The organism is Vibrio crassostreae, from assembly GCF_024347415.1.
Lineage (GTDB): Bacteria > Pseudomonadota > Gammaproteobacteria > Enterobacterales > Vibrionaceae > Vibrio > Vibrio crassostreae.
Map to the genome: position 1 here is coordinate 2,289,688 of NZ_AP025476.1, position 19,642 is coordinate 2,309,329.

Annotated in this window: 19 protein-coding genes; 5 read left to right on the forward strand and 14 right to left on the reverse strand. The window is 44.4% G+C overall.

The genetic code is table 11. The features are described from left to right. Positions 1 to 58: 58 nt before the first annotated feature. From tolB to aspS, 14 genes are all read right to left on the reverse strand, one after another. Complete coding sequence (gene tolB, locus OC193_RS10200) at positions 59 to 1,411, reverse strand: Tol-Pal system beta propeller repeat protein TolB (protein ID WP_048659648.1); 1,353 nt, start codon at positions 1,409 to 1,411, stop codon at positions 59 to 61. Positions 1,412 to 1,423: 12 nt separating this feature from the next. Continuing rightward, positions 1,424 to 2,491 (reverse strand): cell envelope integrity protein TolA, encoded by a 1,068-nt coding sequence (gene tolA, locus OC193_RS10205; RefSeq protein ID WP_048664690.1) that lies wholly within the window; start codon positions 2,489 to 2,491, stop codon positions 1,424 to 1,426. Positions 2,492 to 2,504: 13 nt separating this feature from the next. Continuing rightward, entirely contained in the window at positions 2,505 to 2,948 is a 444-nt protein-coding gene (gene tolR, locus OC193_RS10210) for a protein TolR (RefSeq protein WP_048664689.1), read from the reverse strand. Positions 2,949 to 2,951: 3 nt separating this feature from the next. Beyond that, positions 2,952 to 3,635: a protein TolQ gene (gene tolQ / locus OC193_RS10215; protein ID WP_010437896.1), complete on the reverse strand. Its 684-nt coding sequence runs from the start codon at positions 3,633 to 3,635 to the stop codon at positions 2,952 to 2,954. Beyond that, on the reverse strand, positions 3,625 to 4,062 hold the full coding sequence (gene ybgC, locus OC193_RS10220; protein WP_017067533.1) for a tol-pal system-associated acyl-CoA thioesterase: 438 nt from the start codon (positions 4,060 to 4,062) through the stop codon (positions 3,625 to 3,627). Before ybgC ends, tolQ begins: the two co-directional genes overlap by 11 nt. A 171-nt stretch (positions 4,063 to 4,233) precedes the next feature. Beyond that, positions 4,234 to 4,536 carry a cyd operon protein YbgE gene (gene ybgE, locus OC193_RS10225; RefSeq protein ID WP_048664688.1) on the reverse strand — a complete coding sequence of 101 codons (303 nt, stop codon included), beginning with the start codon at positions 4,534 to 4,536 and terminating at the stop codon, positions 4,234 to 4,236. After that, on the reverse strand, positions 4,529 to 4,636 hold the full coding sequence (gene cydX / locus OC193_RS10230; RefSeq protein ID WP_000270284.1) for a cytochrome bd-I oxidase subunit CydX: 108 nt from the start codon (positions 4,634 to 4,636) through the stop codon (positions 4,529 to 4,531). The genes ybgE and cydX overlap by 8 nt, the downstream gene beginning before the upstream one ends. A 31-nt stretch (positions 4,637 to 4,667) precedes the next feature. After that, the gene (gene cydB, locus OC193_RS10235) at positions 4,668 to 5,804 is read right to left on the reverse strand and encodes a cytochrome d ubiquinol oxidase subunit II (protein ID WP_048659654.1); all 1,137 of its coding nucleotides are present in this window, start codon (positions 5,802 to 5,804) and stop codon (positions 4,668 to 4,670) included. A 13-nt stretch (positions 5,805 to 5,817) separates the two neighbouring features. Then, positions 5,818 to 7,404, reverse strand: a complete 1,587-nt coding sequence (cydA, locus tag OC193_RS10240) for a cytochrome ubiquinol oxidase subunit I (protein WP_048659656.1) — start codon at positions 7,402 to 7,404, stop codon at positions 5,818 to 5,820. A 552-nt stretch (positions 7,405 to 7,956) separates the two neighbouring features. Beyond that, positions 7,957 to 8,973: a Holliday junction branch migration DNA helicase RuvB gene (gene ruvB, locus OC193_RS10245; protein WP_048659657.1), complete on the reverse strand. Its 1,017-nt coding sequence runs from the start codon at positions 8,971 to 8,973 to the stop codon at positions 7,957 to 7,959. Positions 8,974 to 9,076: 103 nt separating this feature from the next. After that, positions 9,077 to 9,688, reverse strand: a complete 612-nt coding sequence (ruvA, locus tag OC193_RS10250; protein WP_048659659.1) for a Holliday junction branch migration protein RuvA — start codon at positions 9,686 to 9,688, stop codon at positions 9,077 to 9,079. A gap of 92 nt (positions 9,689 to 9,780) precedes the next feature. Continuing rightward, positions 9,781 to 11,241 carry a methyl-accepting chemotaxis protein gene (locus OC193_RS10255; protein ID WP_048664686.1) on the reverse strand — a complete coding sequence of 487 codons (1,461 nt, stop codon included), beginning with the start codon at positions 11,239 to 11,241 and terminating at the stop codon, positions 9,781 to 9,783. A 214-nt stretch (positions 11,242 to 11,455) separates the two neighbouring features. After that, positions 11,456 to 11,977, reverse strand: a complete 522-nt coding sequence (gene ruvC, locus OC193_RS10260; protein ID WP_008219936.1) for a crossover junction endodeoxyribonuclease RuvC — start codon at positions 11,975 to 11,977, stop codon at positions 11,456 to 11,458. Between the two features lie 172 nt (positions 11,978 to 12,149). Next, positions 12,150 to 13,928: an aspartate--tRNA ligase gene (gene aspS / locus OC193_RS10265; RefSeq protein WP_019821025.1), complete on the reverse strand. Its 1,779-nt coding sequence runs from the start codon at positions 13,926 to 13,928 to the stop codon at positions 12,150 to 12,152. Between the two features lie 280 nt (positions 13,929 to 14,208). On the opposite strand from aspS, the gene OC193_RS10270 reads away from it, so the two are divergent. From OC193_RS10270 to OC193_RS10290, 5 genes are all read left to right on the forward strand, one after another. Continuing rightward, positions 14,209 to 15,114: a DUF72 domain-containing protein gene (locus OC193_RS10270; protein ID WP_048664685.1), complete on the forward strand. Its 906-nt coding sequence runs from the start codon at positions 14,209 to 14,211 to the stop codon at positions 15,112 to 15,114. A gap of 139 nt (positions 15,115 to 15,253) precedes the next feature. Then, a complete protein-coding gene (gene cmoA, locus OC193_RS10275) occupies positions 15,254 to 15,982 on the forward strand; it encodes a carboxy-S-adenosyl-L-methionine synthase CmoA (protein WP_017062083.1) in 729 nt (242 codons plus the stop codon). 107 nt (positions 15,983 to 16,089) lie between these two features. Next, entirely contained in the window at positions 16,090 to 17,061 is a 972-nt protein-coding gene (cmoB, locus tag OC193_RS10280) for a tRNA 5-methoxyuridine(34)/uridine 5-oxyacetic acid(34) synthase CmoB (protein WP_009846365.1), read from the forward strand. Positions 17,062 to 17,375: 314 nt separating this feature from the next. Further along, positions 17,376 to 18,116, forward strand: coding sequence for an ATP-dependent zinc protease family protein (locus OC193_RS10285; protein WP_029405339.1), 741 nt, complete (start codon positions 17,376 to 17,378; stop codon positions 18,114 to 18,116). A gap of 17 nt (positions 18,117 to 18,133) precedes the next feature. After that, positions 18,134 to 19,639 (forward strand): inactive transglutaminase family protein, encoded by a 1,506-nt coding sequence (locus tag OC193_RS10290; RefSeq protein WP_048659662.1) that lies wholly within the window; start codon positions 18,134 to 18,136, stop codon positions 19,637 to 19,639. The last annotated feature ends 3 nt before the right edge of the window (positions 19,640 to 19,642 follow it).

Consider the following 19,642-nt stretch of genomic DNA (forward strand, 5'->3'; position numbering starts at 1 on the left):
ATAGTTAATTGCCACAATAGTTAACACTATCAATAGCTAAAAGAATGTATCAAGAGAACTAGAGGAACGGTGACCACGCAGGCGCTCTTACACGTCCGTTGGTTGCCGGTAATCTAGCTTTAAAACGGCCATCGATAGAAACCATCGATAGTACGTTAGTTTTATTGTAAATAGAGCTATAGATAACCATACCTCCATTCGGCGCAATGCTTGGAGATTCATCTAACAATGTTTTTGTTAGCACCTGAACCGCACCGGTTTCCAAATCCTGCTTAGCCAAGTTAAAACCTGAGTTACTGCGATTCACCATGATAAGGAATCGACCATCAGGGGTGATCTGGCCACCTAAGTTTTGGCTACCTTGCCAAGTAATACGAGAAGTCGAATTATTGGACAAATTTACATTATAAATCTGAGGTTTACCACCACGATCCGATGTGAAAATAAGAGACTTCCCATCTGGGTGCCAGAATGGTTCAGTATTATTCGAACGGCCGCGGGTAATTTGAGTCAGCTTACGGCTAGCAAGGTCAAGTGTGTACACCTGAAGGCTGCCTGTTTTCGACAATACCAATGCCAATGTTTTACCATCTGGCGAGAATCTTGGCGCACCATTGTGACGAGGGTATGACGTCACTTTCTCACGTTCACCGGTGTAAATATTCATGATAAATATTTCAGCTTGGCCATTCTGGAAGCTCACATACGCAAGTTTCTTACCATCTGGTGACCATGCTGGAGACATAAGAGGCTGCTTAGAACGAAGTACTAAACGCTCATTAAAGCCATCGTAGTCAGCAACACGAAGTTGGTATGGGTACTTATCTTTGTCGTTCACAACTACGTAAGAGATACGAGTTAAGAACGCGCCTTTCTCACCGGTTAATTCTTCATACACTAAGTCCGAAATACGGTGTGCGTATTCTCTCAAGCGCTTGCCAGGAACCGTTGCTTTTTTGTTGAACAACACGTGGTCTTTAGAAAGCACCAATTGGCCTTCATCACTTAATGCACGGCTTTGTCCTTTAGTCAGCTGACCACGAACAATGTCGATCAATTGGTAGTTCACCACGTACTGCCCTTCGGCATTTTTAGTGATGCTACCTGTTAGCAATGAATCAACGCCTAGGTTAGTCCAAGCATCAAAGTTCACCTCAGTTTCGCTGTAAGGCGTTTGAGGCATTTTGCTTGTCGCAACTGGGCTGAATTTACCACTGCGTTGTAGGTCAGAAGCTATAACTGCTGATACATCGTGTGGCAATGGCTCTGCGCCTTCCCAACGGAAAGGTACAATAGCGATAGGTCGTGCAGAGTTAATACCGTCTGTAATAACCAGCTCCAGTGCCGCATGTGCAAACTGGCTGCTTGTAGCTATTAAGAAAACAAAACTCAGTAGTAGTTTCTTTAACACAAGTTCGTCCTTTTACTCTGGTGATACAGTTAAGTTAATGTCTTTTAGTGATTTCACAATGTCTGGGTCTTTAGGCAATGGATAAGATTGCACTTGTGCCACGGCACGCTTGGTTGCTGCGCACAAACGGCTGTCTCCATCCAAAATACTCAAGCTTCCCAGAATCGCATTAGAACCCGTTGGAATGAGCTTAAGATTCACTCGACATGAGCGTCCTCTATAGCTGTCTTCTAACAACAAGTTCTGTTGAATAAGCTGAGTATAAATCGCACCGTAACGCTGTGCTTCATCACTAATAAATTGTTGTTTAGCCGAAGAGTTTTGAGTCGACTCAGTTTCAAGCCCAGCAAAGATATCGTTCAATGCTGCTTCTTGTTGTTTACGCTCTTTTTCTGCTTTAGCTGCAGCTTCTTTTGCCTTACGGGCTTTCTCTGCTGCGGCTGCCGCTTCTTTCTCTTTCGCTATGCGTTGCTTTTCAGCGCGTTCAGCGGCTTCTTTCTCTTTACGAGCTTTGTCTGCTGCCTCTTTCGCCGCTTTTTCTTTTGCCACGCGTTCTTGTTCAGCTTTTGCGATTGCCGCTTCTTTTGCCTTACGCTCGTTCTCGGCTTTCACCAACGCAGCTTCTTTCAGCTTGCGATCAGCTTCGGCTTTAGCGGCTTTCTTTTTCTCTTGCTGTAAACGCGCTTCTTCAGCTTTGCGTTGTTTCTCTTTCTCAACTCGGCGCTTTTCAGCTTCACGAGTCGCTTTAGCCTCTTTCGCTTGTTGTTCTTTTAGCTTACGAATATTTTCTTCTTCAGCTTTACGATTCTTTTCAAGTCGTTCGCTTTCACGTCTCAGTTTGTCTAAACGCTCTTGCTCTTTCTTGCTCGCGGCTTCTCGCTGTTGACGAATCTGTTGAGCTTGCTGGCGAACCAACTGAGGATCAATCACCACAGCCTGAACCATCTGCCCTGTCGGCTTAGGTTCTGACATCGTGAAATCCGCTCCCCAAATAAGCGCAACGAATAAAATGACGTGCAGCCCAAGTGAAATAAGAAGCGGTTTTCTGAAACTATTGGATTTTTTATTAGTCGCTTTCATGAATGCTACGGAGCTATTCCCTTATATCCGTTAAAAGGCCAACCTTTGGCACACCTGCACGGCTTAATTCATCAAGTAATAAAACCACTTCAGCGTAAGGCGTTGCGGCATCACCGCCAACCGCCACTGGAGAATTCGGCTTCAAAGACAACTCAGCTTTCACTCGGATGATAATATCTTCCATAGATAAACCACGCTGTACTTCTTCGTCATTAACGCTCAAGCCAAGTTCACCGTCTTTGTTCACTTCAACGATGATGAAACTTGCGTTGTCGTCCCCCAGTAGGTCTTGTGCCGATTTAGCCGTTGAAGCCTGAGGCAATTCAACGTCAACGCCTTGAGTAACAAACGGCGAAGTCACCATAAAAATAATCAGCAAAACAAGCATCACGTCGATGTAAGGTACAACGTTAATCTCTGCCGTCATTTTGCGTTTTTTAGGTTGGTATCCAGCCATCTATTATTCCCTGCCAGCCATCGCTTGACGGTGAAGAATACTGTGGAACTCTTCAGAGAAAGTCGCGTAGTTGTGCTCTAGCTTGCCTACTCGGCTGCTGAAGCGGTTGTACGCCATTACTGCTGGAATTGCAGCAAATAGACCCATTGCGGTTGCGATCAGTGCTTCTGCAATACCAGGGGCAACCATAGCGAGTGTCGCTTGCTTCACTTCACCTAATGCGATGAATGAGTGCATGATGCCCCAAACCGTACCAAATAGGCCGATGTATGGGCTGATAGAACCAACGGTTGCCAAGAAAGGTAAGTTAGTTTCTAGTTCATCGACTTCACGAGCAACAGCAACGCGCATCGCACGGCCAGTGCCTTCCATAATGAAGTCAGGAGAAGTGGCATTAGATTTACGAAGGCGAGCAAACTCAGTAAAGCCTGCGTAGAAAATTTCTTCAGTACCAGAAAGCTCGTCTTTGCGTTTATTGCTCTCTTGGTACAATTTTGCAAGATCAACGCCTGACCAAAATTTGTCTTCAAACACTTCTGTTTGTTTCGAAGCTTGAGATAATACTTTACTTCTTTTGATGATCATCGCCCAAGAAACAACAGACATGCCCATAAGAACTAGCATGACCATTTTAACTAATAAACTAGCTTCTAAAATTAGGCCTAAGATTGAGATTTCAGCAGTCACTATTCGTTAGCTCCGTAAGAATAAATGTTGGCATTGCCTTTGGTTTCATTTTTTGATTGTCGATACATGCTACCTTAACCATTGCTTTACACAATGCTTTGCCATCAGGATTTACGATCTCTTGACAGAAGACCAAGGTAGCTCGCTTCAACTCGTAAATATTTGTAATGACTTGTAAAGAATCATCAAGGCGCGCACCTTGAATAAAATCAATGTCCATATGTCGGACTACAAAACCGATGTTTTGTTCTAACAAGACTTGCTGAGAAACGCCAATTGAGCGCAACATCTCAGTTCGAGCGCGTTCGAAAAACTTAAGATAGTTTGAATGGTATACAACACCACCTGCATCGGTGTCTTCGTAATACACTGTCACTGGCCACGTAAATGGCTTAGATAATCCCTGCAATTTGATACCACAATCCAAAACGATAAAGATCTCACTATAACCTAACTCCTTATCATTAATAGTATATCGCTGTGAATTTTTTGATTTAACAGACGAAAAAAAAGGCCATCTGTATAAGATGACCTCTTTTTGGCTAAAAACCCAACAAGTATAAAGATTCACATCGTTATGAACCTAAATCCTTTGCCTTTATAGAAGGCGCAGCACCGTTAGGTAGAGCGAAATTGTGAGTGAAACGTATGGGCTAAACAGTAGCTGCCACATCCAAGCTCTTGGCTTAAATCCAATACCGTAAACCATGCTTGAGCAAACTGCCCAGATAAACATTGGCCCGATGATCGCGTTAAAGCCCCCGATGCTTGTCGCATACGCTTCAGGATCCCACATCACTAAACCAACATGCATGAAACCCAATACCAAGGATAAAGCTCTTAATAGAGTCTTATCCATTGGTTGATGCAGTTTAGCGATTTGCTCTGCGAGATTACTCACTGTCTTTGTCCATCATTTCTGAATGCTCTAGCCAAAGAGCATTAATGATGCCGAATGCACATGCTAGAAGTACACCCAAAATCCATGCGAAATACCACATAAAATTTCTCCTAAGTTATTTAACTTCTAGCTTAGTAAGCTGAAACGTCGTTATCTTCGATGTGTTTCTTATCTAGACGACCGAACATTTTGTAGTATGTCCAAGTTGTGTAGCCAAGAATCACCGGAACCATTACCGCCGCAACAGCAGTCATAAGGCCAAGCGTAAGCTCACTCGCTGTTGAATCCCACATAGTCAAACTATGGCTAGGGTTCAGGCTTGATGGCATTACGAATGGGAACATTGCAAAACCAGCCGTTAAAATAACACCTGCGTTCGATAGACTTGAGAACAAGAATGCGAAACCACCACGCTCAAAGCGAGATGCAATCACAGCAAGCAGTGGCATCGCTACCCCAAGGATCGGCGCAGCCCACATTGCAGGATACGTTTCGAAGTTTGTCATCCAAGCACCCACTTGAAGTGATACTTCTTTGTTTAAAGGGTTTGAATCAGCAAACGTATCGATAGTGCTTGTAATAACATAGCCTTCGATAGATTGAACCCAGAAACCACCAATAACGAACAGAGCAATAGCAATTAGGCCAGTGATCTGAGCAACGTTACGAGCACGAGCGTGCAGCTCTTCTGTAGTCTTCATTTGAAGCCATGTTGCACCTTGCATCACGAACAACATCAGAGCTAATACACCACAAAGCAATGCAAACGGGTTTAGCAGAGCGAAGAACGTGCCATGGTACTTAGACATCATAAATTCGTTCAGGTCAAATGGAACACCTTGTAATAGGTTACCAAATGCTACACCGAAGATGATTGGTGGAACTGTACCACTAAAGCAAAGTGCGTAGTCCCAAGTTTTACGCCATTTTGGATCTTCGATCTTAGAACGGTAATCAAGAGCAAGTGGTCGCAACCAAAGCGCTGCTAACGTCGCGTACATTGCGAAGTAGAAGCCAGAAAACGACGTTGCGTAAACCAGTGGCCATGCAGCAAACAATGCGCCACCCGCAGTGATAAGCCAAACTTGGTTACCATCCCAGTGAGGGGCAATCGTGTTTAGCATAATACGGCGTTCAGTGTCGCTCTTACCGATAACAGGTGAAAGAGCAGCAACACCCATATCGAAGCCATCAGTTACGGCGAAACCAACCAGTAGAACACCGATCAATACCCACCAAATAAGTCGTAAGCTTTCGTAATCAAACATAATATTCCCTCACTTATACTTCGACTGAACGGCTAACTTTGTCTTCAACAGAGTTATCGTTTTGTTCAAAGTGGTAACGGCCTGTCTTTAAGCTACTTGGACCTTTACGTGCGAATTTCAGCATTAGGTAAACTTCAGCAATCAAGAACACCGTGTACAGTGCCAGGATAGCGAATAGAGAAGTCCAAAGCTGTTCAATAGTTAATGCTGATGCTGCAACGTTAACCGGTAGGATTTCACCAACCGCCCATGGTTGACGACCAAACTCAGCAACGAACCAACCCGCTTCGATCGCAATCCAAGGAAGTGGGATTGAGAACAGCGCCGCTTTAAGTACCCAGGGTTTCTGTTCGATCTTCTGACGACATGTTTGAACAAACGCTGCGCCGAATACAAACAGCATGATGAAGCCACAAGCAACCATCAGACGGAATGACCAGAATAGAGGCCAAACTGTTGGGATAGAATCATCCGCAGCCATTTGGATTTGCTCTTCTGTTGCATCAACAACGTCGTCTGTGTAGCGCTTAAGAAGTAGACCGTAACCTAGGTCACCTTTCACTTCGTCGAATGCCGCCATGTTTTCTTCAGACTTATCGCCTGAACGTAGCTTTTCAAGCAGCTCGTATGCGTACATACCCGTGCGGATACGATCAACGTGGTCATCACGCAGGTCACGCAGGCCTGTTACTTCTTTATCAAGAGAACGTGTTGCGATAATACCCATTACGTAAGGAATCTTAATTGCGTAGTCAGTATCCATTGTTTCTTGGTTTGGAATACCAAAAACAGTAAATGCAGCAGGTGCTTCTTCAGTGTGCCACTCTGCTTCTACAGCAGCGAGTTTCACTTTTTGAACTTCACCAAGCTCGTAACCAGATTCATCACCTAGCACGATTACTGACAGGATCGCCGCCATACCGAAAGATGCTGCAATCGCAAAAGAACGACGAGCAAAGGCAAGGTCACGACCTTTAAGAATGTAGTATGAGCTGATACCAAGGATGAACATTGCACCCGTTGTGTAACCAGACGCTACTGTGTGTACGAATTTAACCTGTGCTACTGGGTTTAGTACAACTTCAGCGAAGCTCACCATTTCCATACGCATCGTTTCAAAGTTAAATTCCGCACCCACTGGGTTTTGCATCCAGCCGTTAGCTACCAAGATCCAAAGCGCAGAGAAGTTAGAACCAAGTGCTACTAACCAAGTTACCGCTAAGTGTTGACGCTTCGACAATCTATCCCAACCGAAGAAGAAAAGACCAACAAAAGTAGACTCTAGGAAGAATGCAACAAGCGCTTCGATAGCCAGCGGTGCACCAAAGATGTCGCCAACATAGTGAGAATAGTAAGACCAGTTAGTACCGAACTGGAACTCCATGGTTAAGCCTGTCGCTACACCAAGAGCAAAGTTAATACCAAACAATTTACCCCAGAACTTAGTCATGTCCTTGTAAATTTGCTTGCCAGTCATTACATAAACTGACTCCATAATGGCAAGTAGAAATGCCATACCTAGTGTCAGTGGAACAAATAGGAAGTGATACATCGCTGTAAATGCAAATTGCAATCGCGACAGATCAACAACATCAATCATGGTAACTCCTTTGTGTCGGCTGAATGACACTTGTGTGATTATTCACCGCAAAAATCCATGTTAAAACAATTTATGTAATTGTTATTACAAATTGAAATTTGTAGCAAAAACGTACCGTTATAGTTAGATTATTGTTAAGCATGAGCTAATATAGCTGGCGCTAATATTACTGGTAAAATCAGTATGTTTCAAAAGATTTATAGGAGAAGCCTGCGTTGATTTGTATCAATTTTATTCACGCAAATTAGAGGTATTTTTGAACAATCATGATTAAAATCACACCAATTTGAGCTCTGTTAATAACAGCGCATGATATCTGTGACAAAAGCTCAGCACCACTTCAACATACAAATTACAACTACCCATAAAGTACTAACAAAAGTTATGACAACTTATTTCAATTTTTGTTAGGCAAATCAAACCTGAAATCAAAGTTTTCATTTTTGAAACCCGCTATTCAGCCTTTTTATCGATTAGCGCAAAGAGTTGTTATTCAGTAAAATGCAAAAAATCCCAGCGCTTATGCAACTGGGATCTTTAAAAATGAATAATTTAACGATTAGACGGCTTATCTATTCCGAAGTGTAAATAAGCTCTGTCGGTCGCGATTCGACCTCTTGGCGTTCTTTGTAGGTAACCTTGCTGAATCAAGTAAGGCTCTAACACATCTTCAATGGTGTCTCTTTCTTCACCGATCGCTGCAGCCATATTGTCGATACCCACTGGACCACCACCAAACTTTTCCATGATCGCAAGCAGAAGCTTTCTATCCATGTAGTCAAAACCTTTAGCATCGACATCCAACATGTTAAGCGCTTTATCGGCAACCTCTGAGCAGATATGACCATCTCCTTTCACTTCCGCATAGTCGCGTACACGGCGCAGTAAACGGTTGGCAATACGTGGTGTACCACGAGCACGACGAGCAACTTCTAACGCCCCTTCTGATTCCATAGAAAGACCAAGGCAATCAGCGCTTCGTTGCACGATGTTTTGCAAGTCTTCAACTTTGTAATACTCAAGACGCTGAGTGATACCAAAACGGTCACGTAACGGAGACGTAAGCGAGCCAGCACGAGTCGTTGCGCCTATCAACGTGAAAGGTGGAAGATCGATCTTGATAGAGCGTGCCGCAGGGCCTTCGCCAATCATGATATCTAATTGGTAATCTTCCATTGCTGGATACAACACCTCTTCAACCACAGGGCTAAGGCGGTGGATCTCATCAATGAATAGGACATCATTTTCTTCAAGGTTAGTCAGCAGCGCCGCTAGGTCGCCGGCTTTTTCCAGTACAGGGCCTGAAGTGGTGCGAATGTTTACATCCATTTCATTAGCAACAATGTTCGCCAACGTGGTTTTCCCTAAACCGGGAGGACCAAATATCAACAAATGATCGAGGGCCTCATTACGCAATTGCGCCGCTTTGATGAAAATTTCCATTTGGCCACGAACATGATCCTGACCTTGATAGTCAGCAAGTGCTTTAGGGCGTATTGCACGATCAATGACATCTTCATCTTTGAATACTGGGTTGTCCGGTGCAATAAGGCGATCGGCTTCAATCATAAATTCTGCTATTCCTAACTATGCGCTTGTTGACTCTGCGCTTCTTGACTCTGTGTAAAGGCAAAGTGAATGAGCCTGTTTTATAGAACAAGTATATGAGGTATTAAACCATCGATTTCAGTGCTTCGCGAATTAACTGCTCGCTGGTCATGCCATCTTTAGCCACTTGAGAAACCACCTTAGAAGCTTGAGTCGGCTTGTAACCTAATGCAAGTAGCGCACTTACCGCTTCTTCTTCAGCGTCGTGAACGGTTGGCATAGAATCAATTGGTGCTGCATCCGTCGCTGGAGTAAATAGGTCACCCACGCCCCACCCTTTCAGGCGGTCTTTCATTTCAACAACCAGACGTTCTGCGGTTTTCTTACCGACACCCGGCAGTTTCACTAGCGTAGAAATATCTTCACGTTCAACACTCTGAACAAACTGACTCGCCGTCATACCTGAAAGAATACCAAGACCAAGTTTAGGACCAACACCATTTGCTTTGATAACTTCACGGAACAGCGCACGCTCTTTAACTGTATTGAAGCCGTAAAGCAGTTGTGCATCTTCACGAACAACAAAGTGAGTGTAGATAATTGCCTCTTCGCCCACATTTGGTAATTCATAAAAACAGCTCATTGGCATTTGAACTTCATAACCAACGCCACTCACTTCGATTAGTAATTCTGGTGGCTGTTTTTCTATTAATGTACCGCGTAGACGTCCGATCACAATTCACTCTCTTGATGGAATATAATTTGAGGGACAGAATATAAAAGAACTGGATGCTTATCCAGTTCTTTGTGTTTATTCGGGTGATTTATTTACGCTTGTTTGGCTTGTGAAACCACGTTATTTAAGCTTTCGACCAGCTCTTTGACAGAGGTAACATGCCCTGTGAGTTCAGAACCATAATTGGCGACTAAGCCGGACACGGATTTGGTTTCCGCAACGCTCTGTGCCACTTCTGAACTCGCGAGATCGAGCTCTTTCAAAGAATTCATCTGCATCGCCATAATGTTGGTGAGCTGATTGACGTCAGTCGAGATAGTTTGAACTTCTGAGATGATGCCGTTCATCTCATTCGCCGTGGTTTCAATTATCGCTCGACCATGTTCCACTTCGTCTTTACTACGGTCCAACAAGGTTCGAATTTCTATCGCAGAATGACTGCTTTTCGCCGATAACTCTCTTACTTGGTCGGCGACTACTGCAAAGCCTCTTCCCTGCTCACCTGCGCGAGCCGCTTCTATTGCCGCGTTTAATGCCAACAAATTAGTTTGTTCCGCTACTGAAGTAATCAAGTCAGCGACTTTCATGATCTCTTGATTACTTTGAATGATCTGAGTGATAGCACTGGTTGAGGCTTCTAATGACTCAGAGCTCTTTTGCGCTTTCTCTCCGACCGCTTCACTACGCTCTTTCAACTCACCCACAAATGAGTTTGATTCTTCGATACCTTGAGTCATTTGGTGCAATTGTTGGCTCATCTGTTCTGCCGCACTGGCCTGAGATTCGCAATTGATGTTCAGCACCTCAACTTGCGAATGTAAATCTCGCGACTGTTGGTCTAGATGCACAGATACGCCCTGTAAGCTTTCCGAATTCGAATTAGCTTGGTCAAGCACCACCGAGAGTCGCCCTTCACTCTGTGTCGCTTGATTAGCAATCTGTTGGCTTTCTGAAATCGCTTCTTCCGCCATTTCGATTGCAACCTCTTTTTGCTTCGCAGTAAACGCTTGAGCAATACAAATCACCACCAGCGGCATGATCACACCAGACCAGGTTTCAACCACCACCGCTTCCGGAGTAAGTACTAACTGCGGAAATTCAAATCCATTAAGGTGAGCTGACGTCATCATCAATGAAACGCCAATCACTAACCCACTCCATACCAAGGCGACAATACGTGTTCCTGACAAGAAAAAAGCGACCACTAACAAAGGAACCCAATACGCCTGCGTCGATGCCACCACACCACCGCTTTGGTAGATGATATTCAGCGCATGTACTGCCATACCAACAAAGCCAAAATTGAGTGCAAGGCTCGGTTTACTGGTAACACGCAACAGCAGTGCGGAGATCAGTTCAAACGCGATAAGGAATACAGATGTAGCGATCAGAAGTTGCTCTTCGTGCTTGGTCCATTTGATTAAGCTGTAGACACCAACAAAGAAGGCGATAAAAGTGAAGAGTAATAAGATATCGGCTTGTCTGACTTCGTTGTTACTCCACCCATTACTTTTAGGTAGAAACAGCGCACGCCACAGCTTGATTGGGTTCATCAGTGATCATCCTTGATTAACTTGTTAGACCTCCGACCAATGTTAATAACATGTTAAATGATACGCAATGTTATTATCTGGGTTCTGTTCGAAAGATCTCATTTCATCAAGGATTTAGCGGCGTAGTATTTTGATATGAGCCAAACAGGGTGTAAGGCTCATCAATAGAATAGGTCTAAAGGCTGTATGTTAGGAGCTAACAAGAGAGCGAGGTTTAACGGTAGCGCCCTTTTCTCGCGCCTGTCGCCTTACCAGCCAGTGCTATCAATGTTTTGTTGGTGTTAGCGTGAGTGATCGCTACGCCTAGAGCATCGGCTGCATCGGCCTGTGGCTTAGCCGGTAGCTTAAGCATACTCATCACCATGTTCTGAACCATAGACTTATCTGCACCACCATTACCTGTCACGGCTTGCTTAATTAAACGAGCCGCGTATTCGTGAACAGGCAAATCCGCATTTACAGCCGCTACGATCGCACTGCCACGAGCTTGTCCAAGCTTAAGTGCAGAATCCGCATTCTTCGCCATGAAGACTTGCTCAATAGCAAACACATCCGGCTGAAACTGAGTGATGATTTCGCTCACACCTGCATAGATCTGCTTAAGTCGACCCGGTAACTCTTTTTCTGAGGTGCGAATACAACCACTCCCTAAGTAATATAGGTGGCGGCCATTTTGACGAATAACACCGTAACCGGTAATGCGTGAGCCAGGGTCAATCCCTAAGATAATAGACATAACTTCAAATACTGATTATTTATACATGCTTTATGAGCTTAGTATATCGAACGCAAAAAAAAATGCCCGTCAAATTAACGGGCATTTTCTAATTTACTGGCAAGTCTTGGCTAATTAATTAAGAGCTCTCTACCAACTAGGATTTCTTCATCAACAAGAAAAGATAACAGGCTTACGCTTGCTCTTTTTTCTCTGCCAATTTAACTGCGATTGCTAGCTCTTCCAGTGATGCTGGGTTCGCTAGGCTTGGCGCGTCTGTTAGTAGACATGCTGCAGCTGTCGTTTTCGGGAATGCGATAACGTCACGGATGTTCTCAGTACCACAAAGTAGCATTGCTAGACGGTCAAGACCGAATGCTAGACCAGCGTGTGGTGGCGTGCCGTACTTAAGCGCTTCAAGTAGGAAGCCGAACTTCTCTTGTTGCTCTTGTTCTTCGATACCTAGGATACCGAATACCGCTGTTTGCATTTCTGCGTTATGAATACGTACAGAACCGCCGCCTACTTCGTAGCCGTTGATTACCATGTCGTATGCATCAGAGTTTGCTGCTGCTGGGTTTGCTTTAAGCTCTTCCGCGTTCACACCTAGTGGCGATGTGAATGGGTGGTGCATTGCGTGTAGGTTACCTTCGCCGTCTTCTTCGAACATTGGGAAGTCAACAACCCACAGTGGAGCCCAAGCAGATGTGTCTGTTAGCTCTAGATCAGTACCTAGTTTAAGACGAAGTGCACCCATTGCTTCAGCAACGATGCCCGCTTTGTCTGCGCCAAACAAAATGATATCGCCAGATTCAGCTTGAGTGCGATCTAGAATACCGTTGATTACGTCTTCGCTTAGGAATTTAGCAACTGGAGATTGAATACCTTCCATGCCTGCAGCACGGTCGTTCACCTTCATCCATGCTAGGCCTTTCGCGCCGTAGATGTTTACGTGTTCAGCGTAACCGTCGATTTGCTTACGAGTTAGCTTAGCACCACCAGGAACACGGATAACCGCTACACGACCTTTTTCGTCGTTAGCCGGGCCAGAGAATACTTTGAACTCAACGTCTTTAACTAAATCAGCAACGTCAACTAGCTCTAGTGGGTTACGTAGATCTGGCTTATCAGAACCGAAACGGCGAATCGCTTCAGAGAAAGGCATTACTGGGAATTGGCCTAGTTCAACATCTAGAAGTTCTTTCCACATATCGTGAACAAGCTTCTCAGTCACGTTACGTACTTCTTGAGAAGTCATGAAAGATGTTTCGATATCGATCTGAGTAAATTCAGGCTGACGGTCAGCACGTAAATCTTCATCACGGAAACATTTAACGATTTGGTAGTAACGGTCAAAACCAGACATCATCAGCAGTTGCTTGAACAACTGAGGAGATTGAGGAAGTGCGTAGAAGCTGCCTTTGTGAACACGGCTTGGTACTAGGTAGTCACGAGCACCTTCTGGTGTCGCTTTCGTTAGTACTGGCGTTTCGATGTCTAGGAATAGGTTCTCATCAAGGAAACGACGAACGAAGCTAGAAGCACGTGCACGAAGCTTGATACGGTCGCTCATTTCTGGACGACGAAGATCGATGTAACGGTACTTAAGACGCTGTTCTTCAGAGTTCGTTTGGTTGAAGTCTAGTGGAAGCGCTTCTGAACGGTTGATGATCTCTAGACCAGTCGCGTAAAGCTCTACTTCACCAGTAGCCATGTCTTTATTTACTTGGCTATCAGGACGAACACGTACTTCACCAGTAAATTTGATACAGAATTCATTACGCAGTTGGTTAGCGATCGGGAAGATATCTTTCATATCTGGATCGACAACAACCTGAACGATGCCTTCACGATCACGCATATCAATAAAGATAAGACCGCCTAAATCACGGCGACGGTTTACCCAGCCGCACAATTCTACAGTTTGTCCCGCCAGGGACTTGTTCAGGTTACCACAGTAATGGGTACGCATAATGAATTTCCCAATCTCTTAATAATTTACTAATTTCCAGGCTGTCAGTGGTCATTCCACACAACAGAGCAAAGGAACATTTATACGCGGAAACTCGCTTAAAATCGACCTTCCACATTCGAATTTATTGTGTTTTATCTGGCTTTGCTGCTTTTTAGCCCATCAAGTGCGCAAAGATTCATCAAAACCGAAAAAATTGCGATAATTATATCTCGAAAGTACCTTAATCAGCAAAACTCTCGTACAGTAGATTTTCATTTCGATTAAAAGCAGTAATGTGATGACCAATGGTGCAAAAACGATGGACACTTTACCTCTAAGACTTGGATTAACCATGTGGTCTCATTCTGAGTGGCAAAGTCAGTTCTACGGAAAAGGAACAAAGCCTGCTGAACGCTTAGAGAAGTACGCGCAAGTTTTTCATACCGTTGAGGGCAACACGACCTTTTACGCGACGCCAAGTATGTCGACAGTTCATAACTGGAAAGCCGCCAGTCATGATGATTTCAAGTTCACTTTCAAGCTACCTAAATTCATCACCCACCAGCAACAACTCAGGCACTGCCAAGCAGAACTCAAAGAGTTCTTAATGACTATGTCGCCACTGCATGATCGCATTGGTCAATGGACGATTCAGCTACCACACAGTTTTGAACCCAGCATGCTGCCTGCCCTACAAAAGTTTTGTACCTTGTTCCCAAAAGATATGCAGCTTGGCGTCGAAGTTCGCCACTTGGGGTTCTTTGATAAAGGCGATGCGGAAAAGCGCTTCAATCAATGGCTGGTAGAGGAAGGCATCAATCGCATCATTATGGACAGCCGCCCCGTTTTTTCTGCGCCACCAACCACAGAAGCGGTGATCGATGCACACCAGAAAAAACCCCGTGTTCCTGTTCATGCCATTGCGACCGCCAATAACCCAATGATTCGATTTATTGGTCACCCAGACCAAGAACCTAATATTGAGTTTTTTAAGCCTTGGTTTGCCAAAATCCCAAACTGGCTCAATGAAGGCAAGCAGCCCTATTTAATGATCCACACACCAGACAATAATCACGCACCCGAACTTGCAATCGCAATTTATAAACAACTACAAAAGCAAGTGTCTGAAAATACATCATTATTATTACCCGATCTGGCTCAGTTTCCGGCTCAGAAAGGCAATAATCAAATCTCGATGTTTTAACCCATCACCTATCAGCAACTTCGAACCTTGAGCTAAATCTCAGTTTTCGTGACAGTGGCGCTTTTTTTACGTAAAATACGTCCCCTTTTATTTGGTATGAATTTTGTGCCAATTACGCTGACTGTCGAGAGAAAATGCCATGAGCAACACAGACAATATCTTTTCCGCTCCTATTGATAAAATTGGAGACTTCACCTTTGATGCAAGGGTTGCTGAAGTATTTCCGGATATGATTCAACGCTCGGTGCCTGGCTATAGCAATATCATCTCTGCAATCGGCATGCTGGCTGAGCGCTTTGTAAAGCCACATTCAAATATTTACGACCTTGGCTGCTCGCTTGGTGCGGCGACACTTTCTATGCGTCGTCACATTCAGCAAGAAGGCTGCACGATTTTCGCTATCGATAACTCAGAAGCCATGGTTGAGCGCTGCAAATTGCACGTTAATGCTTACCGCAGTGACACACCAGTAGAGGTGATTGAAGCCGACATTCGTGAAGTGGAGATCAAAGACGCTTCGGTTGTGGTACTTAACTTCACGCTGCAATTCCTGTCGCCAGACGATCGATACGCTCTACTTGAAAAAATTCATGCAGGCCTGCGCCCTGGCGGGATCTTAATCCTGTCAGAAAAATACGTATTCGAAGACGAAAGCTCAAACGAACTGCTTATCGACCTGCACCACGATTTCAAGCGTGCTAACGGATATAGCGAACTGGAAGTCAGCCAGAAACGCAGCGCAATTGAAAACGTAATGCGCCCAGACTCGATCCCTGTTCACAGAGAACGATTTGATAAGATTGGCTTCTCAAGTAGCGAAGTTTGGTTCCAATGTTTCAACTTTGGTTCAATGTTCGCGATTAAGTAGCCTACAAACCTGGTCAGCTCGTATTAGAACGTCATCCTCACTGTAGGAAATGACAAATTTAATTTTTATTTTAGGGTTTATTGCCCCTATTAACTCAGTGAAAAACTATGTTTAATTTTGCCAATTTTTATCAACTTATTGCCCAAGACACTCGCCTTCAGCCGTGGCTCAATGTTCTGCCACAGCAACTGACAGATTGGCAAAATGCAGAGCACGGTGACTTCGACCGTTGGTTACGTGCACTAAACAAGATTCCACAAGGTGTACCAGACCAAGTTGACCTGAAGAACTCAGTGACGATTGGCAGCTCAACACCATTTCACACAGGTGAGCTTAAAAAGCTAGAAAGCCTATTAAAGACGTTCCACCCATGGAGAAAAGGCCCTTACACGGTTCACGATATTCATATCGATACTGAGTGGCGTAGTGACTGGAAATGGGATCGTGTGCTTCCACATATCTCCCCATTGAAAAACCGTTCGGTTCTCGATGTAGGTTGTGGTAATGGTTACCACATGTGGCGCATGCTCGGTGAAGGTGCTCGCTTAACGGTTGGTATCGACCCTTCTCATCTATTCTTGGTTCAGTTTGAAGCAATTCGTAAGTTAATGGGCGATGACCAACGTGCTCACCTATTACCTCTAGGTATCGAGCAGCTGCCAAAGCTAGAAGCCTACGACACAGTATTCAGCATGGGTGTGCTTTACCACCGTCGTTCGCCACTTGACCACTTGATTCAGCTAAAAGACCAATTGGTGTCTGGCGGTGAACTGGTTCTTGAAACCTTAGTCATTGAAGGCGATGAAAATGCGGTACTGGTCCCTGTTGACCGTTACGCACAGATGAGAAACGTGTACTTCTTCCCTTCAGCTCGCGCACTGAAACGCTGGCTGGAACAAGTTGGCTTTGAAGACGTACGTATCGTTGATGAAAATGTCACGACAATTGGTGAACAACGCACCACAGAATGGATGACGCACAACTCTCTTCCAGATTATCTAGATCCGAACGATCCAAGTAAAACGGTTGAAGGCCACCCAGCGCCAAGACGTGCGATTTTGGTAGCAACAAAACCATAGAATCTCTGCCCACAAAGCAGTGGCATATTGAGTAAATAAAACACAAGCTTATATAAGACAGCAAAACAATGGCTTGCCATGGTCAAAAAGTCACCGTTGATTTCGCGATGAACTTTTCTTCCTGAGCTCACAAATTGAACAAAAATTGACTTATGTTTAATAAGTGAGCTATTTCAAATAGCAATAATTGGCGTAGCGCTCACATTGCGATTCAATATGACCAGACTCTTACAATAGGATGCTTCACGCATCCTTTTTTGTGGGCTAAACTTCTAAATAGTCTGAACTATTCTCTAATTCTCAAAGGTTTTTTTATGTTTAAGCGATTATCGCCGATTGTGGCGGTTGGTTTGCTCTCTGGTTGTACCCTGACTAACGGTGCCGCCTACCACCAAGAAACTCTCGATGCTATTGCCCGCTCAGAGACAAACATCGCAAATAAGGTTCAAAATCTTGAACTGCAACTAAGCAATCAAAGTGATTATATTGAAAGCTTAGAAGACGAAATTACTACCCTTTCTAGCCAATTAGATGTCCATCTAACGAGCATGGAACACAAGGTTATTGAACAGCTAGAGGAAGAAGAACCCGTAGCAGTTGCAGCGGCCCCTATAGCTCCTACATCACAACCGACTATCCTTGGCGGCATTGAAAAAGTGTCTATCGACTCTATTAAGCAAAGCTTTGATGCACGAGTGGATACAGGCGCAACCACCTCTTCTTTAAACGCTGTCGATATCAAAGAATTCGAACGTAACGGCAAGAACTGGGTTAAATTCCACCTAGACGATAAAGCCCAAGCGGAAGAAGACCAGAAATGGATTGAAGCGCCTGTTGTACGTTATGTAAAAATCCGTCAATCAACCAATGATCAGGCAGAACGTCGAGCTGTGATCGAATTATGGGTGAAAGTTGGAAAAATCCATGAAAAAGCGCAATTTACATTGGCGGATCGCTCTCAAATGAGTCACCCTGTACTATTAGGGCGCGAATTTATCAAAGACATAGCGCTAGTAGATGTAAGTAAAAAGTACGTACAAACGGAAGTTAAATAACAATAGTAGGGTAAGCTATGACGTCAAGAATTCCATTTTATATCTCTATATTCCTGCTTATCGTGGCAGGTATAACACTGAGTATGTTCAGACATACGACCTACGGTGTACCTTGGACTCCAGGGGAAACCAGACAGGTTTGGGACGTTGAAGCTCGCATCGAGTTCAACGCAGTAGGCAAAGAAGCAAAAGTTTCCTTAGCGGCTCCTCATACTCAGTCTAACTACACACTTATCGGCGAATCGGCTTCATCGCCAGGTTATGGTATCTCTTACTTGAATACCGAATCAGGTCGCCGCGCAGAGTGGTCTATTCGATACGCAGATGGCCCTCAAACTATCTACTACAAAACACAATTCCTAGTCGACAACCAAGCAAAAGTTGATGCTATACCGCCAGAAGGCGAAGTCGCACAGCCAAGCTTCGACGGCCCTGAAGAAGCCGCTTCTTTTGCATTGATTGATAGAGCGACAAAGCGTTCTGCAGACAACCTCACTTTTACCCGTGAGCTCATCAAAACACTTAACGATCCAGACAGCCAAAACTCAGCGCTTATTCTGAATAACATGACCAAAGTGGAAGCGACACACAAGCTACTTTCAGCAGCGAAAATACACAACAAAGTCGTTGGTGTTATCGAGCTAGAAGACGGCCGTCGCCGTCAGTCGATTCAAAACATGATTCAGATCTGGGATAACGACCAGTGGATTCTGTTCTCTCCTGAATCAAGCGAACAACAAGTTCAACCAAACCTACTCATCTGGGACGAATCAAACGTTTCTCTACTGGATGTTGTTGGCGGTCAGAACAGTAAAGTTCACTTCTCTATGATTGCTCAAGAGGTTTCACCAACGGAAGCAACCAACAGTAAGGTATCTGCAGACCAGCTATTGAACCTATCGATTCACAGCCTACCGCTAGAAGAACAAGCGATGTTTAAAACCATCATGCTGATTCCTATCGGTGCTCTGATTGTTGTGTTCCTCCGTGTCATCATCGGTCTGAAAACGTCTGGTACCTTCATGCCAGTACTGATTGCGGTAGCCTTTGTGCAAACACAATTGGTAACGGGTATTGTCGGCTTCCTACTTATCGTAGGTACGGGTCTGATTATTCGAAGTTACTTGTCCAAACTCAACTTGCTACTGGTCGCCAGGATATCCGCCGTAATCATCACGGTAATCATGATTATTTCTGTATTCACTGTGGTCGCGTTTAAAGTGGGTCTGACTGAAGGTCTATCCATTACGTTCTTCCCAATGATTATCCTATCTTGGACTATCGAACGTATGTCTATCCTATGGGAAGAAGAAGGCGCGAAAGAAGTAATGCTGCAAGGTGGTGGTTCTCTATTTACTGCGGTTCTTGTTTACTTAGGCATGACTAACCCGTTCATTCAGCACTTAACGTTTAACTTTATTGGTTTACAACTTGTTATTCTAGCGACCATCTTGCTACTAGGTAACTACACAGGATACCGTCTAACCGAGCTTCGTCGCTTTAAACCGCTAGCGGAGGACTAAGTT